The sequence below is a fragment of the Flavobacterium melibiosi genome, from assembly GCF_048158545.1.
Classification (GTDB): Bacteria; Bacteroidota; Bacteroidia; order Flavobacteriales; family Flavobacteriaceae; genus Flavobacterium; species Flavobacterium melibiosi.
On sequence record NZ_JBLNKU010000002.1, the window covers coordinates 417,574 to 434,138 of the forward strand.

General features: G+C 34.3%; 13 protein-coding genes. 7 read left to right on the top strand and 6 right to left on the bottom strand.

Features of this window, described 5'->3' with window-relative positions; genetic code table 11:
• Nucleotides 1-36 precede the first annotated feature (36 nt).
• The 6 genes from nirD to ACM55F_RS03835 all read left to right on the top strand — a co-directional run bounded on the left by nirD (nucleotide 37) and on the right by ACM55F_RS03835 (nucleotide 6,074).
• Entirely contained in the window at nucleotides 37-414 is a 378-nt protein-coding gene (gene nirD, locus ACM55F_RS03810) for a nitrite reductase small subunit NirD (RefSeq protein ID WP_416852377.1), read from the top strand.
• 29 nt (nucleotides 415-443) lie between these two features.
• Nucleotides 444-1,031, top strand: a complete 588-nt coding sequence (locus tag ACM55F_RS03815) for a DUF4202 domain-containing protein (protein ID WP_416850563.1) — start codon at nucleotides 444-446, stop codon at nucleotides 1,029-1,031.
• Nucleotides 1,032-1,043: 12 nt separating this feature from the next.
• Nucleotides 1,044-2,855, top strand: coding sequence for a sensor histidine kinase (locus ACM55F_RS03820; protein WP_416852378.1), 1,812 nt, complete (start codon nucleotides 1,044-1,046; stop codon nucleotides 2,853-2,855).
• Between the two features lie 126 nt (nucleotides 2,856-2,981).
• On the top strand, nucleotides 2,982-3,641 hold the full coding sequence (locus ACM55F_RS03825; RefSeq protein ID WP_416852379.1) for a response regulator: 660 nt from the start codon (nucleotides 2,982-2,984) through the stop codon (nucleotides 3,639-3,641).
• A 153-nt stretch (nucleotides 3,642-3,794) separates the two neighbouring features.
• Nucleotides 3,795-5,276: an MFS transporter gene (locus tag ACM55F_RS03830; RefSeq protein ID WP_416852380.1), complete on the top strand. Its 1,482-nt coding sequence runs from the start codon at nucleotides 3,795-3,797 to the stop codon at nucleotides 5,274-5,276.
• A 336-nt stretch (nucleotides 5,277-5,612) separates the two neighbouring features.
• Nucleotides 5,613-6,074 carry a DUF4265 domain-containing protein gene (locus tag ACM55F_RS03835; protein ID WP_416852381.1) on the top strand — a complete coding sequence of 154 codons (462 nt, stop codon included), beginning with the start codon at nucleotides 5,613-5,615 and terminating at the stop codon, nucleotides 6,072-6,074.
• A gap of 355 nt (nucleotides 6,075-6,429) precedes the next feature.
• On the opposite strand, the gene ACM55F_RS03840 is transcribed toward ACM55F_RS03835, so the two are convergent.
• The 6 genes from ACM55F_RS03840 to ACM55F_RS03865 all read right to left on the bottom strand — a co-directional run bounded on the left by ACM55F_RS03840 (nucleotide 6,430) and on the right by ACM55F_RS03865 (nucleotide 12,675).
• On the bottom strand, nucleotides 6,430-6,978 hold the full coding sequence (locus ACM55F_RS03840) for a chlorite dismutase family protein (RefSeq protein WP_416852382.1): 549 nt from the start codon (nucleotides 6,976-6,978) through the stop codon (nucleotides 6,430-6,432).
• 106 nt (nucleotides 6,979-7,084) lie between these two features.
• Complete coding sequence (locus ACM55F_RS03845; protein WP_416852383.1) at nucleotides 7,085-7,891, bottom strand: ABC transporter ATP-binding protein; 807 nt, start codon at nucleotides 7,889-7,891, stop codon at nucleotides 7,085-7,087.
• 21 nt (nucleotides 7,892-7,912) lie between these two features.
• Nucleotides 7,913-8,800: a nitrate ABC transporter permease gene (gene ntrB, locus ACM55F_RS03850; RefSeq protein WP_416852384.1), complete on the bottom strand. Its 888-nt coding sequence runs from the start codon at nucleotides 8,798-8,800 to the stop codon at nucleotides 7,913-7,915.
• Between the two features lie 96 nt (nucleotides 8,801-8,896).
• Nucleotides 8,897-10,126 (bottom strand): CmpA/NrtA family ABC transporter substrate-binding protein, encoded by a 1,230-nt coding sequence (locus tag ACM55F_RS03855; protein ID WP_416852385.1) that lies wholly within the window; start codon nucleotides 10,124-10,126, stop codon nucleotides 8,897-8,899.
• A gap of 31 nt (nucleotides 10,127-10,157) precedes the next feature.
• Entirely contained in the window at nucleotides 10,158-11,609 is a 1,452-nt protein-coding gene (locus ACM55F_RS03860) for a hypothetical protein (protein WP_416852386.1), read from the bottom strand.
• A gap of 367 nt (nucleotides 11,610-11,976) precedes the next feature.
• Nucleotides 11,977-12,675 (bottom strand): Crp/Fnr family transcriptional regulator, encoded by a 699-nt coding sequence (locus ACM55F_RS03865; RefSeq protein WP_416852387.1) that lies wholly within the window; start codon nucleotides 12,673-12,675, stop codon nucleotides 11,977-11,979.
• Nucleotides 12,676-12,977: 302 nt separating this feature from the next.
• Between ACM55F_RS03865 and ACM55F_RS03870 the strand changes: the two genes are divergently transcribed.
• On the top strand, nucleotides 12,978-16,490 hold the full coding sequence (locus ACM55F_RS03870; RefSeq protein WP_416852388.1) for a molybdopterin-dependent oxidoreductase: 3,513 nt from the start codon (nucleotides 12,978-12,980) through the stop codon (nucleotides 16,488-16,490).
• The last annotated feature ends 75 nt before the right edge of the window (nucleotides 16,491-16,565 follow it).

Sequence of the window (16,565 nt, forward strand, 5' to 3'; positions counted from 1 at the left end):
AGGGTTGAGATGAGGAAAAATTAAAAGATTATTCAAATGGAAAATATTCTAAATCAATACGAAACCGTTTCTCTAAACGATGTAAAAATATGGTTCAAGGCAGGGAAAACATCTGATTTTCCTAGTAATGGTGGTGGTTGTATCAAATACAAAAACAAACAGATTGCCATTATAAAATTTGACCGCAGAAACGAATGGTACGCCTGTCAAAACCTATGCCCTCATAAAATGGAAATGGTGCTTTCAAGAGGAATGATTGGTTCTGCTGATGATATTCCTAAAATAGCTTGTCCTATGCACAAGAAAACATTTTCTCTTGTAGATGGTTCGAATCTGAATGGTGATGATTTAAAAATTGCTACCTATCCTGTAAAAATTGTAGAAGATGAAGTATTCGTTGGCTTTTTGGAATAATTACGTATCTTTGATTTTAAACATTTCAAATGACAACAACACCATTCCAGAACGCAAGTACATGGATTGATGCAGAGAATGCTCAAGATCCAAACCACGAAACATACCAATCTATAACCTATCCAAAGGAATTATTATATTCGAATCGAATGTATAAAAGACTGATGGATTTTCATCCAAATGCTTCAGAATCAGTTCAAATTGCCTCTAAAGCACAACACATTTGCCGATGGAAAATAGCACGGGAATCCTACCCTATGGATCGTGTGGGTTATTTAAAATGGCGCGAAGATTTGAAAAAATTTCACGCCAAAACAACCGCTGTTATTTTAGAAAAAGCGGGGTACAGTGAGGAATTTATCGCCAGAGTTTCTTTTCTGATTGAAAAAAAATTACTTAAAAAAGACGAGGAAACACAACTTTTAGAAGATGTAATTTGCTTAGTCTTTCTAGAATACTACCTAGACCCTTTTGTACACAAACACGACAGGGAAAAAATGAAAAATATCATTCTGAAAACTTGGCTTAAAATGTCTGAAAAAGGACAGCAGGAAGCCTTAAAAATCAATTACAGTGCTGCGAATCTTGAATTGATCAAAGAGTCTCTTGAACTGTAATCTGATTTCGTTATGACAAAAAGCGCCAAAGGATCATCTATCGATACTATTTCATTTAAAAACTTAAGGCGATTGTATCTTTTCGCCTTATTAACTATTGCCATTACAGTGTTGTTAAGCCAGTTGTTGATACAATACAACCTTAACAGCCAACTGAGTGATTCCCGAATAATCAATATTTCGGGAAAACAAAGAATGCTGAGCCAGAAATTGACGAAAGAGGTTTTAATTTTAAATTTCGTAGCGGATACTGCCAAAAAAAATGAGGAAATCACAAGCATCGACGAAACGCTTTCGCTTTGGAAAACTACCCATTTTAATTTAGAAAAAGGAAATGACAGCCTTGGTTTTCCAAAAGAAAAAAGCAAAACCCTTTCGGTATTATTTAAGGCAATCAAACCTAATTTTGACAGTATCGTTAATGCTACAACCCTTTTTTTAGAAAATAAAAAACTAAATACAAAAGAATCCGAAAATCAAAAATTAGTACAAGCTATTCTTGAAAACCAAGTAGTTTTTCTTTCTAAAATGAACCAAATTGTTGATGAATACGACAAAGAGGCGCTAGAAAAAGTGACGCTGCAAAGTAAAACGGAATATGCAATTTTAGTGTTTACGCTATTTGTTTTATTACTGGAATTCTTGTTCATCTTTAAACCGACAAATCAAAAAGTAGAAAAACTTATTTCTAAACTGTTATCTTCCGAAAAAAAGGCATTAAAACTCGCTTATAACACCGAAATAATTAGTGAAATAAAAGAAAATTCTGTTAAAGAATTAAAATCACTCAATTATGCCATGGAGAATACGTTGCTCTATTGCCGCGTTGCCCCTGATGGCACCGTGATTCATATTGGCGAAAAATTCTCAAAACTACTGCAATACAACCCATTTATTTCTGACAAGACCTTTTCTCAGGTTTTGACTCCAATAGAAAAAGAGCAAATCGTAATTGACAGGATTCTTGCCGAAAAACAACGAAGTGGTTGGCAAGGAGAACTCAATATTACCAATAGAGACGGAGAATCGCTCTGGCTCGACTTATCAATGGTTCCTGTAACCATAAAAAAAGAAGAATCTGAATTATTGATTATCTGTTTTGATATTACCGAGCGTAAGAAAGCGGAACAGGAGGTTGAACGATTGAATACCGAAAATGTAACCGATAAAATCAATCAGCAAAAGATTATTTCGAGTAAGATTGTCGAAAATCAGGAAAACGAACAAAACAGGATTGCCAGAGAAATTCACGATGGAATTGGGCAAATGCTTACCGGTTTAAAATTTAGTTTGGAAAGCATCAATCTGGATGATAAAGAAAAAGCTGCCCAAAAAATAGAATATCTGAAAAAATTATCGCTTGACATTATAAAAGGAGTTCGCACCGCCACATTCAACTTAATGCCTCCGGAATTGAGCGATCATGGCATTGTTTCCTCTATTGCAAAACTGACTCAGGAATTATCAAAATTGACAGGAAAGAATATTCTTTTTTATAACAAGACCCATTTTGATAAACGATTGGATTCTTTAATTGAAATTAATATCTATCGACTGACCCAAGAAGCCATTAACAATGCTCTTAAATATGCCGAATCTTCACATATAATTGTACAATTATCTCATAGTAATTCTATTTTGAGTATTACAATTGACGATAACGGAAAAGGATTTGATATTACTACTGCCGAGAAAAAGAGAAATAGTGAGTCCGGAATGGGATTACTTTTCATGAAAGAAAGGATTCAATATATTAATGGTCGGGTTTTCATCAACTCGATTCCAAGTGAGGGGACCCGAATTACTTTCAATATTCCTATATAATCTTAGAAAATTTACAAAATTTACTCTTTTTACAATCCAAATAAAATAATTTCATTAGAATACGTATCTTAGCCTTAATTTTTAGGTTAATATACGTAATAATCAAGTTTCAAAATTAAGTAAGTTATGAGTAGTACTATTCGAGTTGTTCTGGCAGATGATCATGTATTTGTAAGAGATGGTATCAAATCATTATTAGAAAATGAAGTCAACATAGAAGTTGCAGGCGAAGCTATGGATGGTCTAGAAGCCCTGAAAATGGTAGAAGCCGTTAAACCTGACTTACTGATTTTAGATATTCGTATGCCAAATATGACCGGTATTGAAGTAGTAGAAAAACTAAGAAATCAAAACAATATGATAAAAATTGTTATGCTTTCTATGCATGAATCAGAAGAGTACGTATTAAAATCAATCAAAGCCGGAGCCGATGGATACTTACTTAAAGGTTCTAGCAAAGAAGAATTTCTTAAAGCAGTCCATACCATTGCTAATGGTGGAAAATATTTCAGTGGCGACATCTCATCTATATTAATTGGTCAACTTAGTAATCCGTCTGGGGTAATGGAAACAAAACAAACATTAGACGAGGAAATGATGATAACCAAAAGAGAAAAAGAAATTCTTAAACTTTTACTATCCGGAAAAGGGAATAAAGAAATTGCAGAAGCTTTAGATATCAGTAAGCGTACGGCAGAGGTTCACCGTTTTAATTTGATGAAAAAATTGAAAGTAAAAAACCTTATGGAACTTTCTAATAAAGCAACTGAATATTCTTTATTATAATCCTTTTTTTTAAAAAGAATCTTTCCAAGACCTTAAAAACTACGTATATTAATATAAATTAAGTATAAATACTTAATTATTTTGCTTAAACTGCGAAAACGCAGGTTTTTACTAAGTTTTAGTACTTACATTTGTAAAAAAAATATAAGTATTATGAAAAATTCAAACTCTTTATCCCAATCCCATAAAATTTTGGTTTTAAATACACTTGCATTTACTGTATGTTTTGCATGTTGGACTTTAAATGGTGTTTTAGTAACATTCCTAGTAGATAACGGCATTTTTAAATGGAGTGTTGTCCAAGTGGGCTGGCTTCTTGGAATTCCAATTCTAACAGGTTCTATTATGCGTTTACCAATCGGTATTTTAACTGATAAATTTGGTGGGAAATATGTATTCTCCATATTACTGCTTCTCTGTTCTATTCCTTTATTTCTACTTCCTTTAGCTGATAGTTTTTTCATGTTTGCCCTTCTAAGCTTTTTATTTGGTATGGTAGGAACAAGTTTTGCCGTTGGTATTGGCTATACATCCATTTGGTATCCAAAAGAATGGCAAGGTAGAGCATTAGGGATTTTTGGAATGGGAAATGCAGGAGCAGCGATAACTACATTTCTTGCACCCTCATTATTGAATCATTTTTCAATTGAAGACCCTCAAAATGGCTGGAAATTATTACCCGTAATTTATGGTGCAGCTTTAGTAGCTATTGGTGTTGTCTTCTTGGTTTTTGCAAAAAACAAAAAAATAGAGAATCAAACAAAAACAGTTTCTCAAATGTTACAATCATTAAAAAGTGTAAGAGTTTGGAGATTTGGAGCCTATTATTTCTTGGTATTTGGATGTTTTGTAGCGTACTCACAATGGTTGTTACCTAACTTCATGAATGTATATCAAACCAGTCTTGTCATGGGAGGATTATTTGCCACCATGTTCAGCTTACCTTCTGGAGTGATTCGTGCTTTTGGTGGTTATTTATCCGATAAATTCGGAGCGCGAAAAGTGATGTATTGGGTATTAGGATCTTCAGTGGTATTAAGTGCTTTATTGATGATTCCAAAAATGGATATTACTACAACAGGTCCTGGTGTAATGGCTACAAAAAAAGGAACTATTACAGCCGTTTCAGATACTAATGTAAAAATTGGAGATAAAGATTTTCCTATCGCTAAAAAGGTGGAAAAACCTATGGAAAGCTCTATTTTCCCAACTCGTAATTCTTGGCAACAAGTTGTTGTAACCCAAAATCAAGAGGTAAAGAAAAAAGAATTGGTTGCTAAAGGAATTACCGCAATCCATTTTGATGCAAATATGTGGGTCTACTTAGTTTTAGTAATCCTGATCGGTATTTCTTGGGGAATCGGGAAAGCAGCTGTTTACAAACACATTCCTGAATATTTCCCGACAGAAGTTGGTGTTGTAGGTGGAATGGTAGGTATGATAGGTGGTCTTGGAGGTTTCTTTGGGCCAATTATCTTCAGTTATTTATTGACTGCAACCGGAATTTGGTCAAGCTCTTGGGTATTTATCCTGCTATTCTCAGCAATCTGTTTAGTTTGGATGCATCTTACCGTAACTAAAATTATGAACGAAAAACAACCTACGCTGTCCAGAGAAATGGAACGTAAAAAATAAAAATATACTTTTTTGAATGGGTTATTTGGGTTAAAAAAATTGTTAATACACACAATAACCAAACATTTAAAAAAGAGTAGCAAAACTTTCAATTCCTCTAGAAAGTTTTTACTTCATACACGGGCGTAACACTTTCTATTACGGTTTTACGCCTTGTGTAGAAGCTACAAAAATTAACCGCAAATTCACAGATTTCAAAGCTGTGAATTTGCGGTTAATTTTTTAATTACATTTGAGAAATAATGAAATTAATTTAAGTGTATATTTGAGTTTGACAATAAATGCTTGTAATCTAAAATAGTGGTATTTATATAATTGACACCTTATACTTAAATTATGAAAGAAAAAGATGATAATGTAAAAATACTTTTTAGGTTTTTCAGTAATATTTTAGATAAATGGACCGTTGAAACTTTGTGGGCAACAGTCATTAACTCTGAAGAAGGATTATACAAATTGGATAATATCCCTTTTTATGCTTCCGTTTCTTGCAGTGATATTGTATTTGCAGAATTTGATAAAACCGAAAATAAATTAACTTATAGAGAAACAATTGAGCATTCAGGAAATTCAACCATACAAGTCATACTTAATGATAAATCTTTTATTGTAAATGATTTACGTGATACATTTAATTCCTTAGGTTGCGATTCAGAAAAATTTGATGATGATTATTTTGTATTGGAAATTCCTGCGTCCTTAAATTATATTCCAATTAGACAAAAACTAATAGAATATGAGGAAAGAAATATTTTAACTTATGCCGAACCCAATTTATCTAAAAATCATTGGTACTAAGATCGGTTTATAAAAAAGAGGGATTTTATTCTACTAAATTCCTGCTAGGCCGATATCTTTGAGGAATTAAGTAACATCTACAGAACGACAAAGTTAAAGTAACATATTACTGTAAATTAGAAACATAGTTAGTATAGAAGCACTGTAGTACTTCTAACTTTCAAAAATACAATGACTATCTAAGGATTTCCGTAAATATGAATTTAAATGCTATACAAAATCCCTGAAATGGCTCAATATCTCAGGGATTCTTAATTAAATTAAATCAACTTTTATACACCACACCCATATCTTCAATAGAGAATTTATCGGTTAATAAGCGTAGCAATTCATATCTTAACACTATGATCATCGTTCATATTCTGACCAATCTAATATCAATTTCTCTATCCACATAACTCCATTCTTCTGTTTTTCGAAGTGCTTCTAAAAGTTCTTCAAAAGCAGCGGCATCAGCTGGAGCGTATTCAAACCAAGTTAAAAAATCGAAAGGCTCACCAATATCTCTGGAATGAAATAACTTCCTGGCAATTGCAGGCAAATATTTCATCCCTGTTTGGGTATGTTGGGATTTATTTTCCATTATTTTTCTACGTTCATCTTGCGCTAAATTCCACCATGCTTCCGATTTTCGGATGGGAATAAATGCAGCTAAAGTAGCTTCTGAGCGGCCTAAATCTTCTTGAATAGCAACCAAGTTGTCTTTATCCTCTTTCTCCGTATACCGAAGGTTACTCACAATTCCTTTTAAGGTCCAAATTCCTTTATTAGATGGAACCAAAGAACTTGAAATCTTTTTTATATGAGAAACTGGCTCGATTGGTTCTCCTTTCAAAGCAATCATTGAAGTTACTTTCCACTCCCCGGCATGATCGCCTATAAAATCAAAAATTGTAGTATTCATATTGATTTATTTTTTAAAATTAGCATTTAGGGTTTATATAAAAAATCCCTGAAATGGCTCAATATCTCAGGGAATCTTAAAATTAACTAAACAAACAAACCTAAAACTAACTTTTATACACCATATCCATATCTTCAATGGAGAACTTATCCGTTAATAAATGTAATAATTTATCTCTTAGCTCAATATATTCAGGCATTTTTACTATTTCAATTTTGTTTCGAGGTCTTGGTAAATGAACTTCTACAATCTCCCTAATGGATGATGCGGGACCATTATTTAATACCACAATTCGATCTGACAAAAACAATGCTTCTTCAATATCATGTGTAATCATAACAATAGTTTTATCTCTATTGTTTAAGTTCCATAATTTCAATACTTCAATTTGCATAGTACCTTTGGTTAAAGCATCCAAAGCACCAAAAGGCTCATCCAACAATAATACTCCCGGGTTAATAGAAAAAGCTCTCGCAATGGCTACTCTTTGTTTCATACCACCCGATAATTGTCCCGGTAATTTATCTCTATGTTCCAATAAATTAACCATTTTAAGGTTATTATCCACAATTTCATGTTTTTCTTTCGTAGAACAATCCATTACTGAATCTACCGCTTGAAAAATATTTTCATGAACTGACATCCAAGGCAAAAGAGAGTAGTTTTGAAAAACGATTCCTCTATCTGGTCCTGGGCCTTTTATTGTTTTTCCATCTAATTCAACCGTTCCTCCTGTTGGAATAAGCATTCCGGCAATGGCATTCATGATGGTTGATTTTCCACAACCGGAGTGACCAATGATAGAGATAATTTCTCCTTTTTTGATGGATAAATTAATATTTGTAACTGCAACATATTTTCCTTTTGGAGTTGGAAACGAAATTTCCAAATCTTTTATTTCTAAATAACTCATAGTCGTGTTTTTTAAATTTTATTAAGCTTTATAAGCCACTTTGTTTTCGATGAAAGTAAATAATCTGTCAAAAAGTAATCCTACAATACCAATGATGATAATGGCTGATATAACTTTTTCCAAGCTTAATGCATTCCAGCTGTCCCAAACAAAGAACCCAATACCTGCTCCACCAGACAACATTTCACCCGCTACAATTACCAACCAAGCTACACTGATACTCAAACGCAATCCTGTAATGATGTGAGGCAAACTGTACGGAATTAAAATTTTAGTCAGGTATCTCATTTTAGAAAATCCAAATGCTTTGGCAACATTTTTATGATCCTGTGGAATCGATGCCACACCAAAAGAAGTATTAATCAACGTAGACCATAAAGAAGTAATAAAAACAATAAATATGGTTGCCATTCCTGTATCTTTAAAAACAACTAAACCGATTGGAAACCAAGCCAAAGGAGAAACTGGTTTTAAAAGCTGAACAATTGGATAAAAAATTTGTTTACAAATGGTACTGGCTCCCATCAAAATTCCAATTGGAATAGCAATTAATGAACCTAACAAAAATCCCATCAATACTGTTTTTATCGAACTGAATAATTGTAATCCTATTCCTTTATCATTCGGTCCATAATCATAAAACGGATCACTTAACATTTCTTTCAAAACAGTTAAAGTAGCTATTGGACCAGGTAGTGCATCTTTTGTATAATAACTTAATAAACTCCAGAATCCGCCAAAAACGAACAAACCTACACCTGCCAAAAGCAATGATTTCGATTTTACAAGTAACGTATTTAATGCTAATTTGAGTTTGTAATTTTCTTCAGTGACACTTTTTTTTGTCTCTGTTGAAACATTGATTTCTGAATCTAGTGTATCAATGGTTAGTGTTTTTTTATCAGACATGGTACTAAAATTTAGTTTAATTAAGGTATTTCTAATGCCTCATCCCAACCCTCCCTATAAGAGAGGGTGTAGAGACAATGTAATTCTATTTTGGATTTATCTTTTTACAACTTTTAAGTACGCTGCAGGGTTTGATGGATCAAAAACCGTTTTATCCATAGTAAGAGCAAATGGTTTCATGTCATCATTTGGTACTTTTACTTTCATGCTTGCGGCTACTTCTTTATACAAATCATCTAAAATCAATTTATCAGCAATTGCAGCATAATTTGGCGCTTCTTTCAAATATCCAAATCGTACAAACTGTGCCATTGCCCATATTGCGTGTGATTTACGAGGAAAGTTTACCATTCCGCCTTTATGAAACAACATATAATCTTTGGCATAAACTTGTGTTCCTTGGTTACAACCCAAATCATAATTTCCCATCAATCTGTTTTCGATTACATCAGCCGGAGCATTCACATAAGGAGCTCTACCAATAACAGCAGCCGCTTTTTTACGATTAGATGGATTGTCTAACCAGATACAAGCTTCCATTACCGCTTTCATTACTTTTACTAAATCTGCTTTACGTTTGGCACTAAAATCTTTGTTCACCACCAAAGCTTTTTCAGGATGATCTTTCCAAATATCTTGAGAAGCAACTTGTGTAAATCCAATTCCTTGCTTTACGGCAACGCCTCCCCATGGTTCTCCTACGCAAAATCCATCCATGTTTCCCACTTTCATATTGGCCACCATTTGTGGAGGAGGAATAGTAATAATTTTCACTGCTTTTTGATTCAAACCAGCAACTGACATCCAGTTACGCAACCATAAATCGTGCGTTCCACCAGGGAATGTCATAGCAAAAGTTACTTCCTTTTCGGCTTTTAATTTGGCAGCAACTACTGGCGTTACTTTATTCATTTGTTTAAATCCTACTTTACCACAAAAATCTTTTGAAAGTGTAATGGCCTGTCCGTTTACGTTTAACATCATGGCAATTTTCATTTCTGACCCTGCTTTTCCACCTACTCCAGTGTATACTGAAAACGGCATAGAATACAAACAATGTGCACCGTCTAATTCTCCTGTTAAGATTTTGTCACGAACATTCGCCCAAGACGATTCTTTGGTTACAACCACTTCAACACCATATTTCTTGAATAACCCTAGTTCTTTTGCCATAACGATTGGCGAACAGTCCGTTAGTGGAATAAATCCTAATCTTACAGGATCACTTTGAGCACTTATTGTTGTAAAAGCCGAACTCAATACTACTAGCAAGGCCAACATCACTCTTTTGAAAACCTTTGTTATTTGTTTATTTGAATTTTTCATTTTATTATTTTTAAGGATTGAATTCTTTAATTTATTTTTTAGCTAAAAAATTAGGCTTGATATTTACCATTAAATAAGTAAATTGTGGGCTAAGATCTGGTGTTGCAACATTTTTAACAGCTGCCGAAGCCATTGAATTGGTTGCTTTCATAAAAGAATAACCCGCTTCTAAATTGATCATTTTAGTTAAATTGTATCTTACCAATAAGTCAACCTCGGTACCTAAATAAGAATCTAATTTTCCTCCCGTTCCGTTTGACAAAGTGTTAGCAGATTCAAAACCATGAATGTCTAATAAGAAAGTAAGGTTATCTTTCGCATTGTATTTCATTTTAAAGAAATAGTTCAACAATCCTTGTTTTCCAAAACCATTCGCTGCGTAGAAATAATCCATTCCTCCCCAGAATTTGTGTGGTGTTCCGTATAATGGATCAAAAACATTGCTTTCAGAAGTCGCTGTTACCGCTTTTGTACCATCTGTTCCTGATAAATAATCAATTCCAGGACCTACAAATAATTTTCTTCCTACTTGTAACGTTGATGTTATGGAAGCCAAATTAGCGCTTATAGATCTGCCATCTTTGTCCTTTCCTCCTTGATGATACAAACTACCTGTAAGATTGAATTTTCTGGTAACATTAGTGTTGAAGTAAAATCCTGTAGTATTGCGGCTCCAAACTCCTTCTCCATATACTTTAGTCGTTACAGCTGGCGTTCCCGAAGTTACATTGGTATATTTATTAAAATCATCTTTAAAAAATAAAAACGAGACATCTCCAAAAGAAAATTTCTTTCCTATATAAGCATACTGAAACGATTTGTACATGGTTCCAATTCCGTTTGTACCAGCACCATAAGCAGTAGGAACACCATTATAAATTGTACCTGTATTAAGCTCTTTGTTTTGGTTAAATGCGGCTCCAACATCAGCAATCCATCCTTTGTTTGCAAATTTAAAGACAACAGCATCATGTCTTCTTCCTTGTTGCAACCAGTCTAAACCTCCTAATACCTTTTGATCATCATAAGAGATTTCTTGACGTCCTGCCTTTATAGATAAATTTTGAATTGTACTAGTAGTATCATTTAACATAATCTCTCCCCAAGCTTCGTGTAATAGGATACCGTTATTTGCTTCTGTGGTAGTTCTGTTTATAGAGGAAGCATCTTGCCCCCAAACACGCACATCTTGCAATGCCATAAATACTTTAAATCTATATCCTGTGAATCCTAAATTTAATCGTGCTCTTTGAGAGTTAAACAATCCTGCTTTATCTCCATCTTTTTGTAACGTTCCTTGACCTGCTCTAAGTTCGGTTCTTTCTCTGATTTGTCCCGTTACGGTTAATTGCGCTTTTGCCTCATTATGGCTTATAAATGTTAAGGCTATTCCCAAGAAAATAGATTTTGAAAGATTTGCAGTTGAAATTTTTCTCATTTTCAAATCTTGAGTCCCTAATAATGTGGTTTTAAACTTTTGCATAATCATATGTTTTAATTAGTATGAAGCAAATTTACGTAAGTACTAATACTTAGATACTATATAAAAAACAGACTGAAACAACTTTTTAATACCGAAAACAACGTGATTAAAGTGGTTTAACTTCTGCTTTTTGGCATATAACAGAAACAAAACCAGCAATAGCAAGGATTGAGCAGTATCAAACACGTAGTGAAAAATACGTATAGTAAAAATTTATCTGGTAAAAATCAAGTCAATCGGCTTTTAAAAAATAAAAATCGATTCTTTATTCGGATAAAAAAACTGGAAGATTGTATGTTCTCCAAAAGGAGACTACCTATTGGAAGGAAAAGGAAGAAGAGAAAAAGGGAGCGATTTATTGGTGTAACTATTTGTGTTCTTTAATTTCTGATCTTAATTTGTCGGGATTAACTAACCCTATTTTCTTACCGACAGTTTTAATGAGCAATTCTTTTTTTAAACTTGAAATTACCCGTATCACTTGCTCATCAGTGGTTCCGGCAAAATCAGCAATCTCTTTTCTGGACAAATCAAGCTCTATTACACCATTGATCTGTCCAAATTTTCTATGGATATATAATAAGGTATCAATTACTCTTTCCCTCACATTCATCTGTGCAATTTTGCGAATATTATTCTCACTTTTATTCAGTTCTTCCGCATAAAACAACATTAAATCAAAGGTGAATTCAGGAACATTATGAAGTATTTCCAGCATATCTTCATTACTGAAATTACATAATATAGTATCTTCCAGCGCATAAGCACCAATGAGGTAGCGCTTACTGGTACCAAAACCTCTAAAACCAACTGTATCGCCATCTTTGGTTAATCGTACGATTTGTTCCCTTCCGTTAATACCTGTTTTTACCGTCTTTACTTTTCCTTTGTAAATAAAGTACAAACCTTGAATTGGGGCGCCTTCAATGATAAATTGCTGCGCTTTTTTACAAGTAAAACTACGCTTTCTGTCAATGTAATTCTTCATTTGTTCTAAATGAATGTGTTTCTTGATAAAACAATTTTCATTTATACAAGTACTACAAGTGGCTAATTCTTCTTTCATACGAAGCTAATATTTGTTTTTAAAAGGACCCGAGCTATAGCGAACGGGCGAAGCAATATGCTATCGCCATTCTTCATTATTTTTTATGTCCCGACGCTTCGGGATTGAATCATGGCGATGTCATAGCTAAAATTTAAAATTGTTCACAAAATGATTTGGTACTAAATATTTATTTTACCCAAAATTATAAAATAAAATCCATTTAATACGTATTAATACGTAAAAATACTTATTTTTACACTTTCGTAAGATAGAAACAGATCAATATACTAAGCTTTCATTATTAATAAAGAAATTCAATAATGCAAAATTCAGAAATCAAAACCACGTGTTCCTATTGTGGAGTAGGATGCGGAATTATAGTAACCAATGATTCTAAAAATGGAGTCACCGTTACAGGCGATAAAGACCATCCGGTGAATAGAGGCATGCTTTGTTCGAAAGGAATGAACCTTCATTATGTAGTCAATGATACCTCCGACAGGATCCTTTATCCAGAAATGCGATGGAGTAAATCACATCCTATGGAAAGAGTGAGCTGGGACACCGCTTTGGATCGTGCAGCAGCAGTCTTTTCGTCCATAATAAAAAAACATGGTCCTGACAGTGTTGGTTTTTATATTTCTGGTCAATGTCTTACGGAAGAATATTATTTGGTAAACAAACTGGTAAAAGGATTTCTGAAAACCAATAATATCGATACCAACTCCCGTTTGTGCATGAGTTCAGCGGTGGCAGGGTACAAAAAAACATTTGGTGAAGATTCTGTACCAATCGCTTACGACGATATTGAACTGGCAGATACCTTTTTAATAACAGGAGCCAATCCTGCTTGGTGCCACCCTATTCTTTTTAGACGAATAGAACAACACAAGGAAAAAAATCCGAAAACAAAAATCATTGTAATCGATCCTCGAAGAACGGATTCGGCAATAGCTGCCGATTTGCATTTACAAATCATACCGGGTACTGACATTGTTTTATATCATGCTTTGGCCAAAAGGTTAATCGAAAAAGGATATGCCGACAATGATTTCATCAAAAACCACACTGAAAATTTCAAATTATATAAAGATTTAGTACTCTCTAGTTCCTTAGAAAAAGCATCTAAACTTTGTGGCGTTCCTTTGAATGACATAAAATTAGCTGCTGACATTATTGGTAAAGCCAAAGGATTTCTTTCGCTTTGGGCAATGGGACTCAATCAAAGTGCTATTGGCGTAGACAAAAATACCGCTTTACTTAACCTTTCTTTATTAACCGGACATATAGGAAAACCAGGCTCCGGGCCTTTTTCATTGACTGGTCAACCTAATGCTATGGGTGGTCGTGAAGTAGGTGGAATGGCTAATTTACTGGCTGTTCATAAAGAATTAAACAATCCGGTACATCGTAAAGAAGTAGCTGATTTTTGGGGAGTTGAAGACATATCTGAAAAACCGGGATTAACGGCTACAGAGATGTTTGATGCTTTAGAATCCGGAAAAATGAAAGCGATTTGGGTTATTTGTACCAATCCAATGGTAAGTTTACCAGACTCCCGCAGAGTGGAAAAAGCGCTGGCTAATGCCAAATTTGTGGTGGTTCAGGATATTTCCCATAATGCCGATACGTCAAAATTTGCCGATTTATTATTGCCGGCAGCGGGTTGGTTAGAGAAAGAAGGAACCATGACCAATTCTGAAAGACGAATTTCTTATTTGCCGAAAGGTATCAATGCACCAGGAGAAGCATTATCTGATGTGGAAATTCTGACTCGTTTTGCTAAAAAAATGAATTTCAACGGGTTCAATTTCAATAGTACCGAAGATATTTATAAGGAGCATTGTCTAATGACAAAAGACACCAACATAGATATTTCCTTTTTAAATTACAATCGTCTAAAAAACGAAGGTACTTTTCAATGGCCTGTTCCTGATTACGGGCATCCTGGAACACCTCGTTTATTTACCGATAAAAAATTCTATACGCCTTCGCAAAAAGCCATTTTTAATATCCCAACGGCTATTGAAAACACTTCGGAACAACCAAATGATCAGTTTCCATATATTCTAACCACTGGCCGTATAAGAGACCAATGGCATACGATGACCAGAACGGGCAAAGTGGCTCGATTGATGACGCATATTCCGAGTCCTGTGCTTGAAATAAATCCTATTGACGCCTACAAAGCATCCATAAATAACGGAGATATTGTTGTGGTAACAAGCAAAAACGGAACCGTTCGTGTAAAAGCTAAAGTTTCTGACACCATTAGAGAAGGCGTGCTATTCTTGCCGATGCATTGGGGAAAACAATTGGAAAATGATTTGAATCGAACCAATAATTTGACTAACACCCTTGTAGATCCTGTCTCAAAGGAACCCGATTTTAAGTTTACAACTGTTTCGGTTACCAAATATGTAAAACCTTTCGAAAAAATCGCAGTTGTAGGTGCCGGAGCAGCTGCTTTCCGATTCATTCAAAACTACAGGGAAATCAATACATCTGACGAAATTATTGTTTTTTCAAATGAAGAAAATCCATTTTACAACAGGGTTTTATTACCGGAATACGTGACTGCGGAACTTTCTTGGGAACAGCTTTTAAAAATAAAAGATGAAGCTTTAAGTAAGCTAAATATCACTATGAAATCAGGTGTTTCAATTGATAGTATCAACACCAAAGAAAATATAATTCTCGATAGTAATGGTATAACCCATTCCTTTGATTCCTTAATATTAGCAACTGGAAGCCGACCTTTTATTCCTGAAAATGCACAATTGCATTTACCGGGACGATTCACCATTAGAAAAAAAGAAGATGCAGACCGATTGAAAAACTATCTGGATGACACTAATTTAGTTCCCGAAGAACAACATGTAGTTATCGTAGGTGGTGGATTATTAGGATTGGAATTGGCCGCAGCCTTAAAACATAAAAAAGTAAAAATCACGATAGTTCAAAGGGCTTCCCGATTAATGGAACGTCAATTGGACCGAATTTCGAGTAAATTACTTGCCGAAGAAGTACAACTTCGTGACATTCAAATTTATTTTGATAATGAAGTCAGTACCGTATTCGAAACAGACAATCCAAACGAAATAGAAATTGCCCTGAAAAGTGGTCGAATTATAACTGCCAATGCGATTGTTTATACCATTGGTACTATTCCAAATATAGAATTAGCCAAAGAATCAGGAATATCCTGCGGTCGTGGTGTAAAAGTAAATCAGTATTTACAAACGTCCATTCCTAATGTATTTGCCATTGGAGAAATCGCTGAATTCAACAACCAGTTATTTGGAATTACTTCAGCAGCTGAAGAACAGGCTGATGTGTTGGCGAATTTTATGGCCGGCGATATCAGCAGTTTTTATAAAGGTTCCGTTTTGATGAATATCTTGAAACTGGAAGACATTAATTTATGTAGTATTGGTGAAATAGAAATCCCGGACAATGACGATTCTTACGAAGAAATTGTGTTTGCTGATTTAGGAAAAAGATACTATAAAAAATGTATCGTCAAAAACGACTTGTTAATAGGCGCTATTTTGATGGGGGATAAAAATGAGTTTGCCGAATTCAAGACCATGATTGAAAGCAAAATCGAATTATCTGATAAAAGAAATACTTTACTTAGAGGAAGTTCGAATACTAAACCGGTAATAGGCAAATTAGTTTGTTCCTGCAGTCAAGTAGGAAGCGGAAATATTGAAGAAGCCATAAAAGGAGGCGTGACCAACTTTACCGAATTATGCAGAACCACAGGTGCCGGATTAGGTTGTGGCAGTTGCAAAACCGAAGTGAAAGAGATATTGGCGAAGATTAAATAAAATAGTTTTCAGTCTCAGTCTCAGTTTTCAGTTGCGTACTGAGACTGAAAACTGAGACTAAAAACTCTAAATTAT

What these genes read in the sequence shown, in the direction of transcription:
- nirD (WP_416852377.1), top strand. Translation starts at nt 37, where the DNA reads ATGGAAAATATTCTAAATCAATACGAAACCGTTTCTCTAAACGATGTA.
- ACM55F_RS03815 (WP_416850563.1), top strand. Translation starts at nt 444, where the DNA reads ATGACAACAACACCATTCCAGAACGCAAGTACATGGATTGATGCAGAG.
- ACM55F_RS03820 (WP_416852378.1), top strand. Translation starts at nt 1,044, where the DNA reads ATGACAAAAAGCGCCAAAGGATCATCTATCGATACTATTTCATTTAAA.
- ACM55F_RS03825 (WP_416852379.1), top strand. Translation starts at nt 2,982, where the DNA reads ATGAGTAGTACTATTCGAGTTGTTCTGGCAGATGATCATGTATTTGTA.
- ACM55F_RS03830 (WP_416852380.1), top strand. Translation starts at nt 3,795, where the DNA reads ATGAAAAATTCAAACTCTTTATCCCAATCCCATAAAATTTTGGTTTTA.
- ACM55F_RS03835 (WP_416852381.1), top strand. Translation starts at nt 5,613, where the DNA reads ATGAAAGAAAAAGATGATAATGTAAAAATACTTTTTAGGTTTTTCAGT.
- ACM55F_RS03840 (WP_416852382.1), bottom strand. Translation starts at nt 6,978, where the DNA reads ATGAATACTACAATTTTTGATTTTATAGGCGATCATGCCGGGGAGTGG.
- ACM55F_RS03845 (WP_416852383.1), bottom strand. Translation starts at nt 7,891, where the DNA reads ATGAGTTATTTAGAAATAAAAGATTTGGAAATTTCGTTTCCAACTCCA.
- ntrB (WP_416852384.1), bottom strand. Translation starts at nt 8,800, where the DNA reads ATGTCTGATAAAAAAACACTAACCATTGATACACTAGATTCAGAAATC.
- ACM55F_RS03855 (WP_416852385.1), bottom strand. Translation starts at nt 10,126, where the DNA reads ATGAAAAATTCAAATAAACAAATAACAAAGGTTTTCAAAAGAGTGATG.
- ACM55F_RS03860 (WP_416852386.1), bottom strand. Translation starts at nt 11,609, where the DNA reads ATGCAAAAGTTTAAAACCACATTATTAGGGACTCAAGATTTGAAAATG.
- ACM55F_RS03865 (WP_416852387.1), bottom strand. Translation starts at nt 12,675, where the DNA reads ATGAAAGAAGAATTAGCCACTTGTAGTACTTGTATAAATGAAAATTGT.
- ACM55F_RS03870 (WP_416852388.1), top strand. Translation starts at nt 12,978, where the DNA reads ATGCAAAATTCAGAAATCAAAACCACGTGTTCCTATTGTGGAGTAGGA.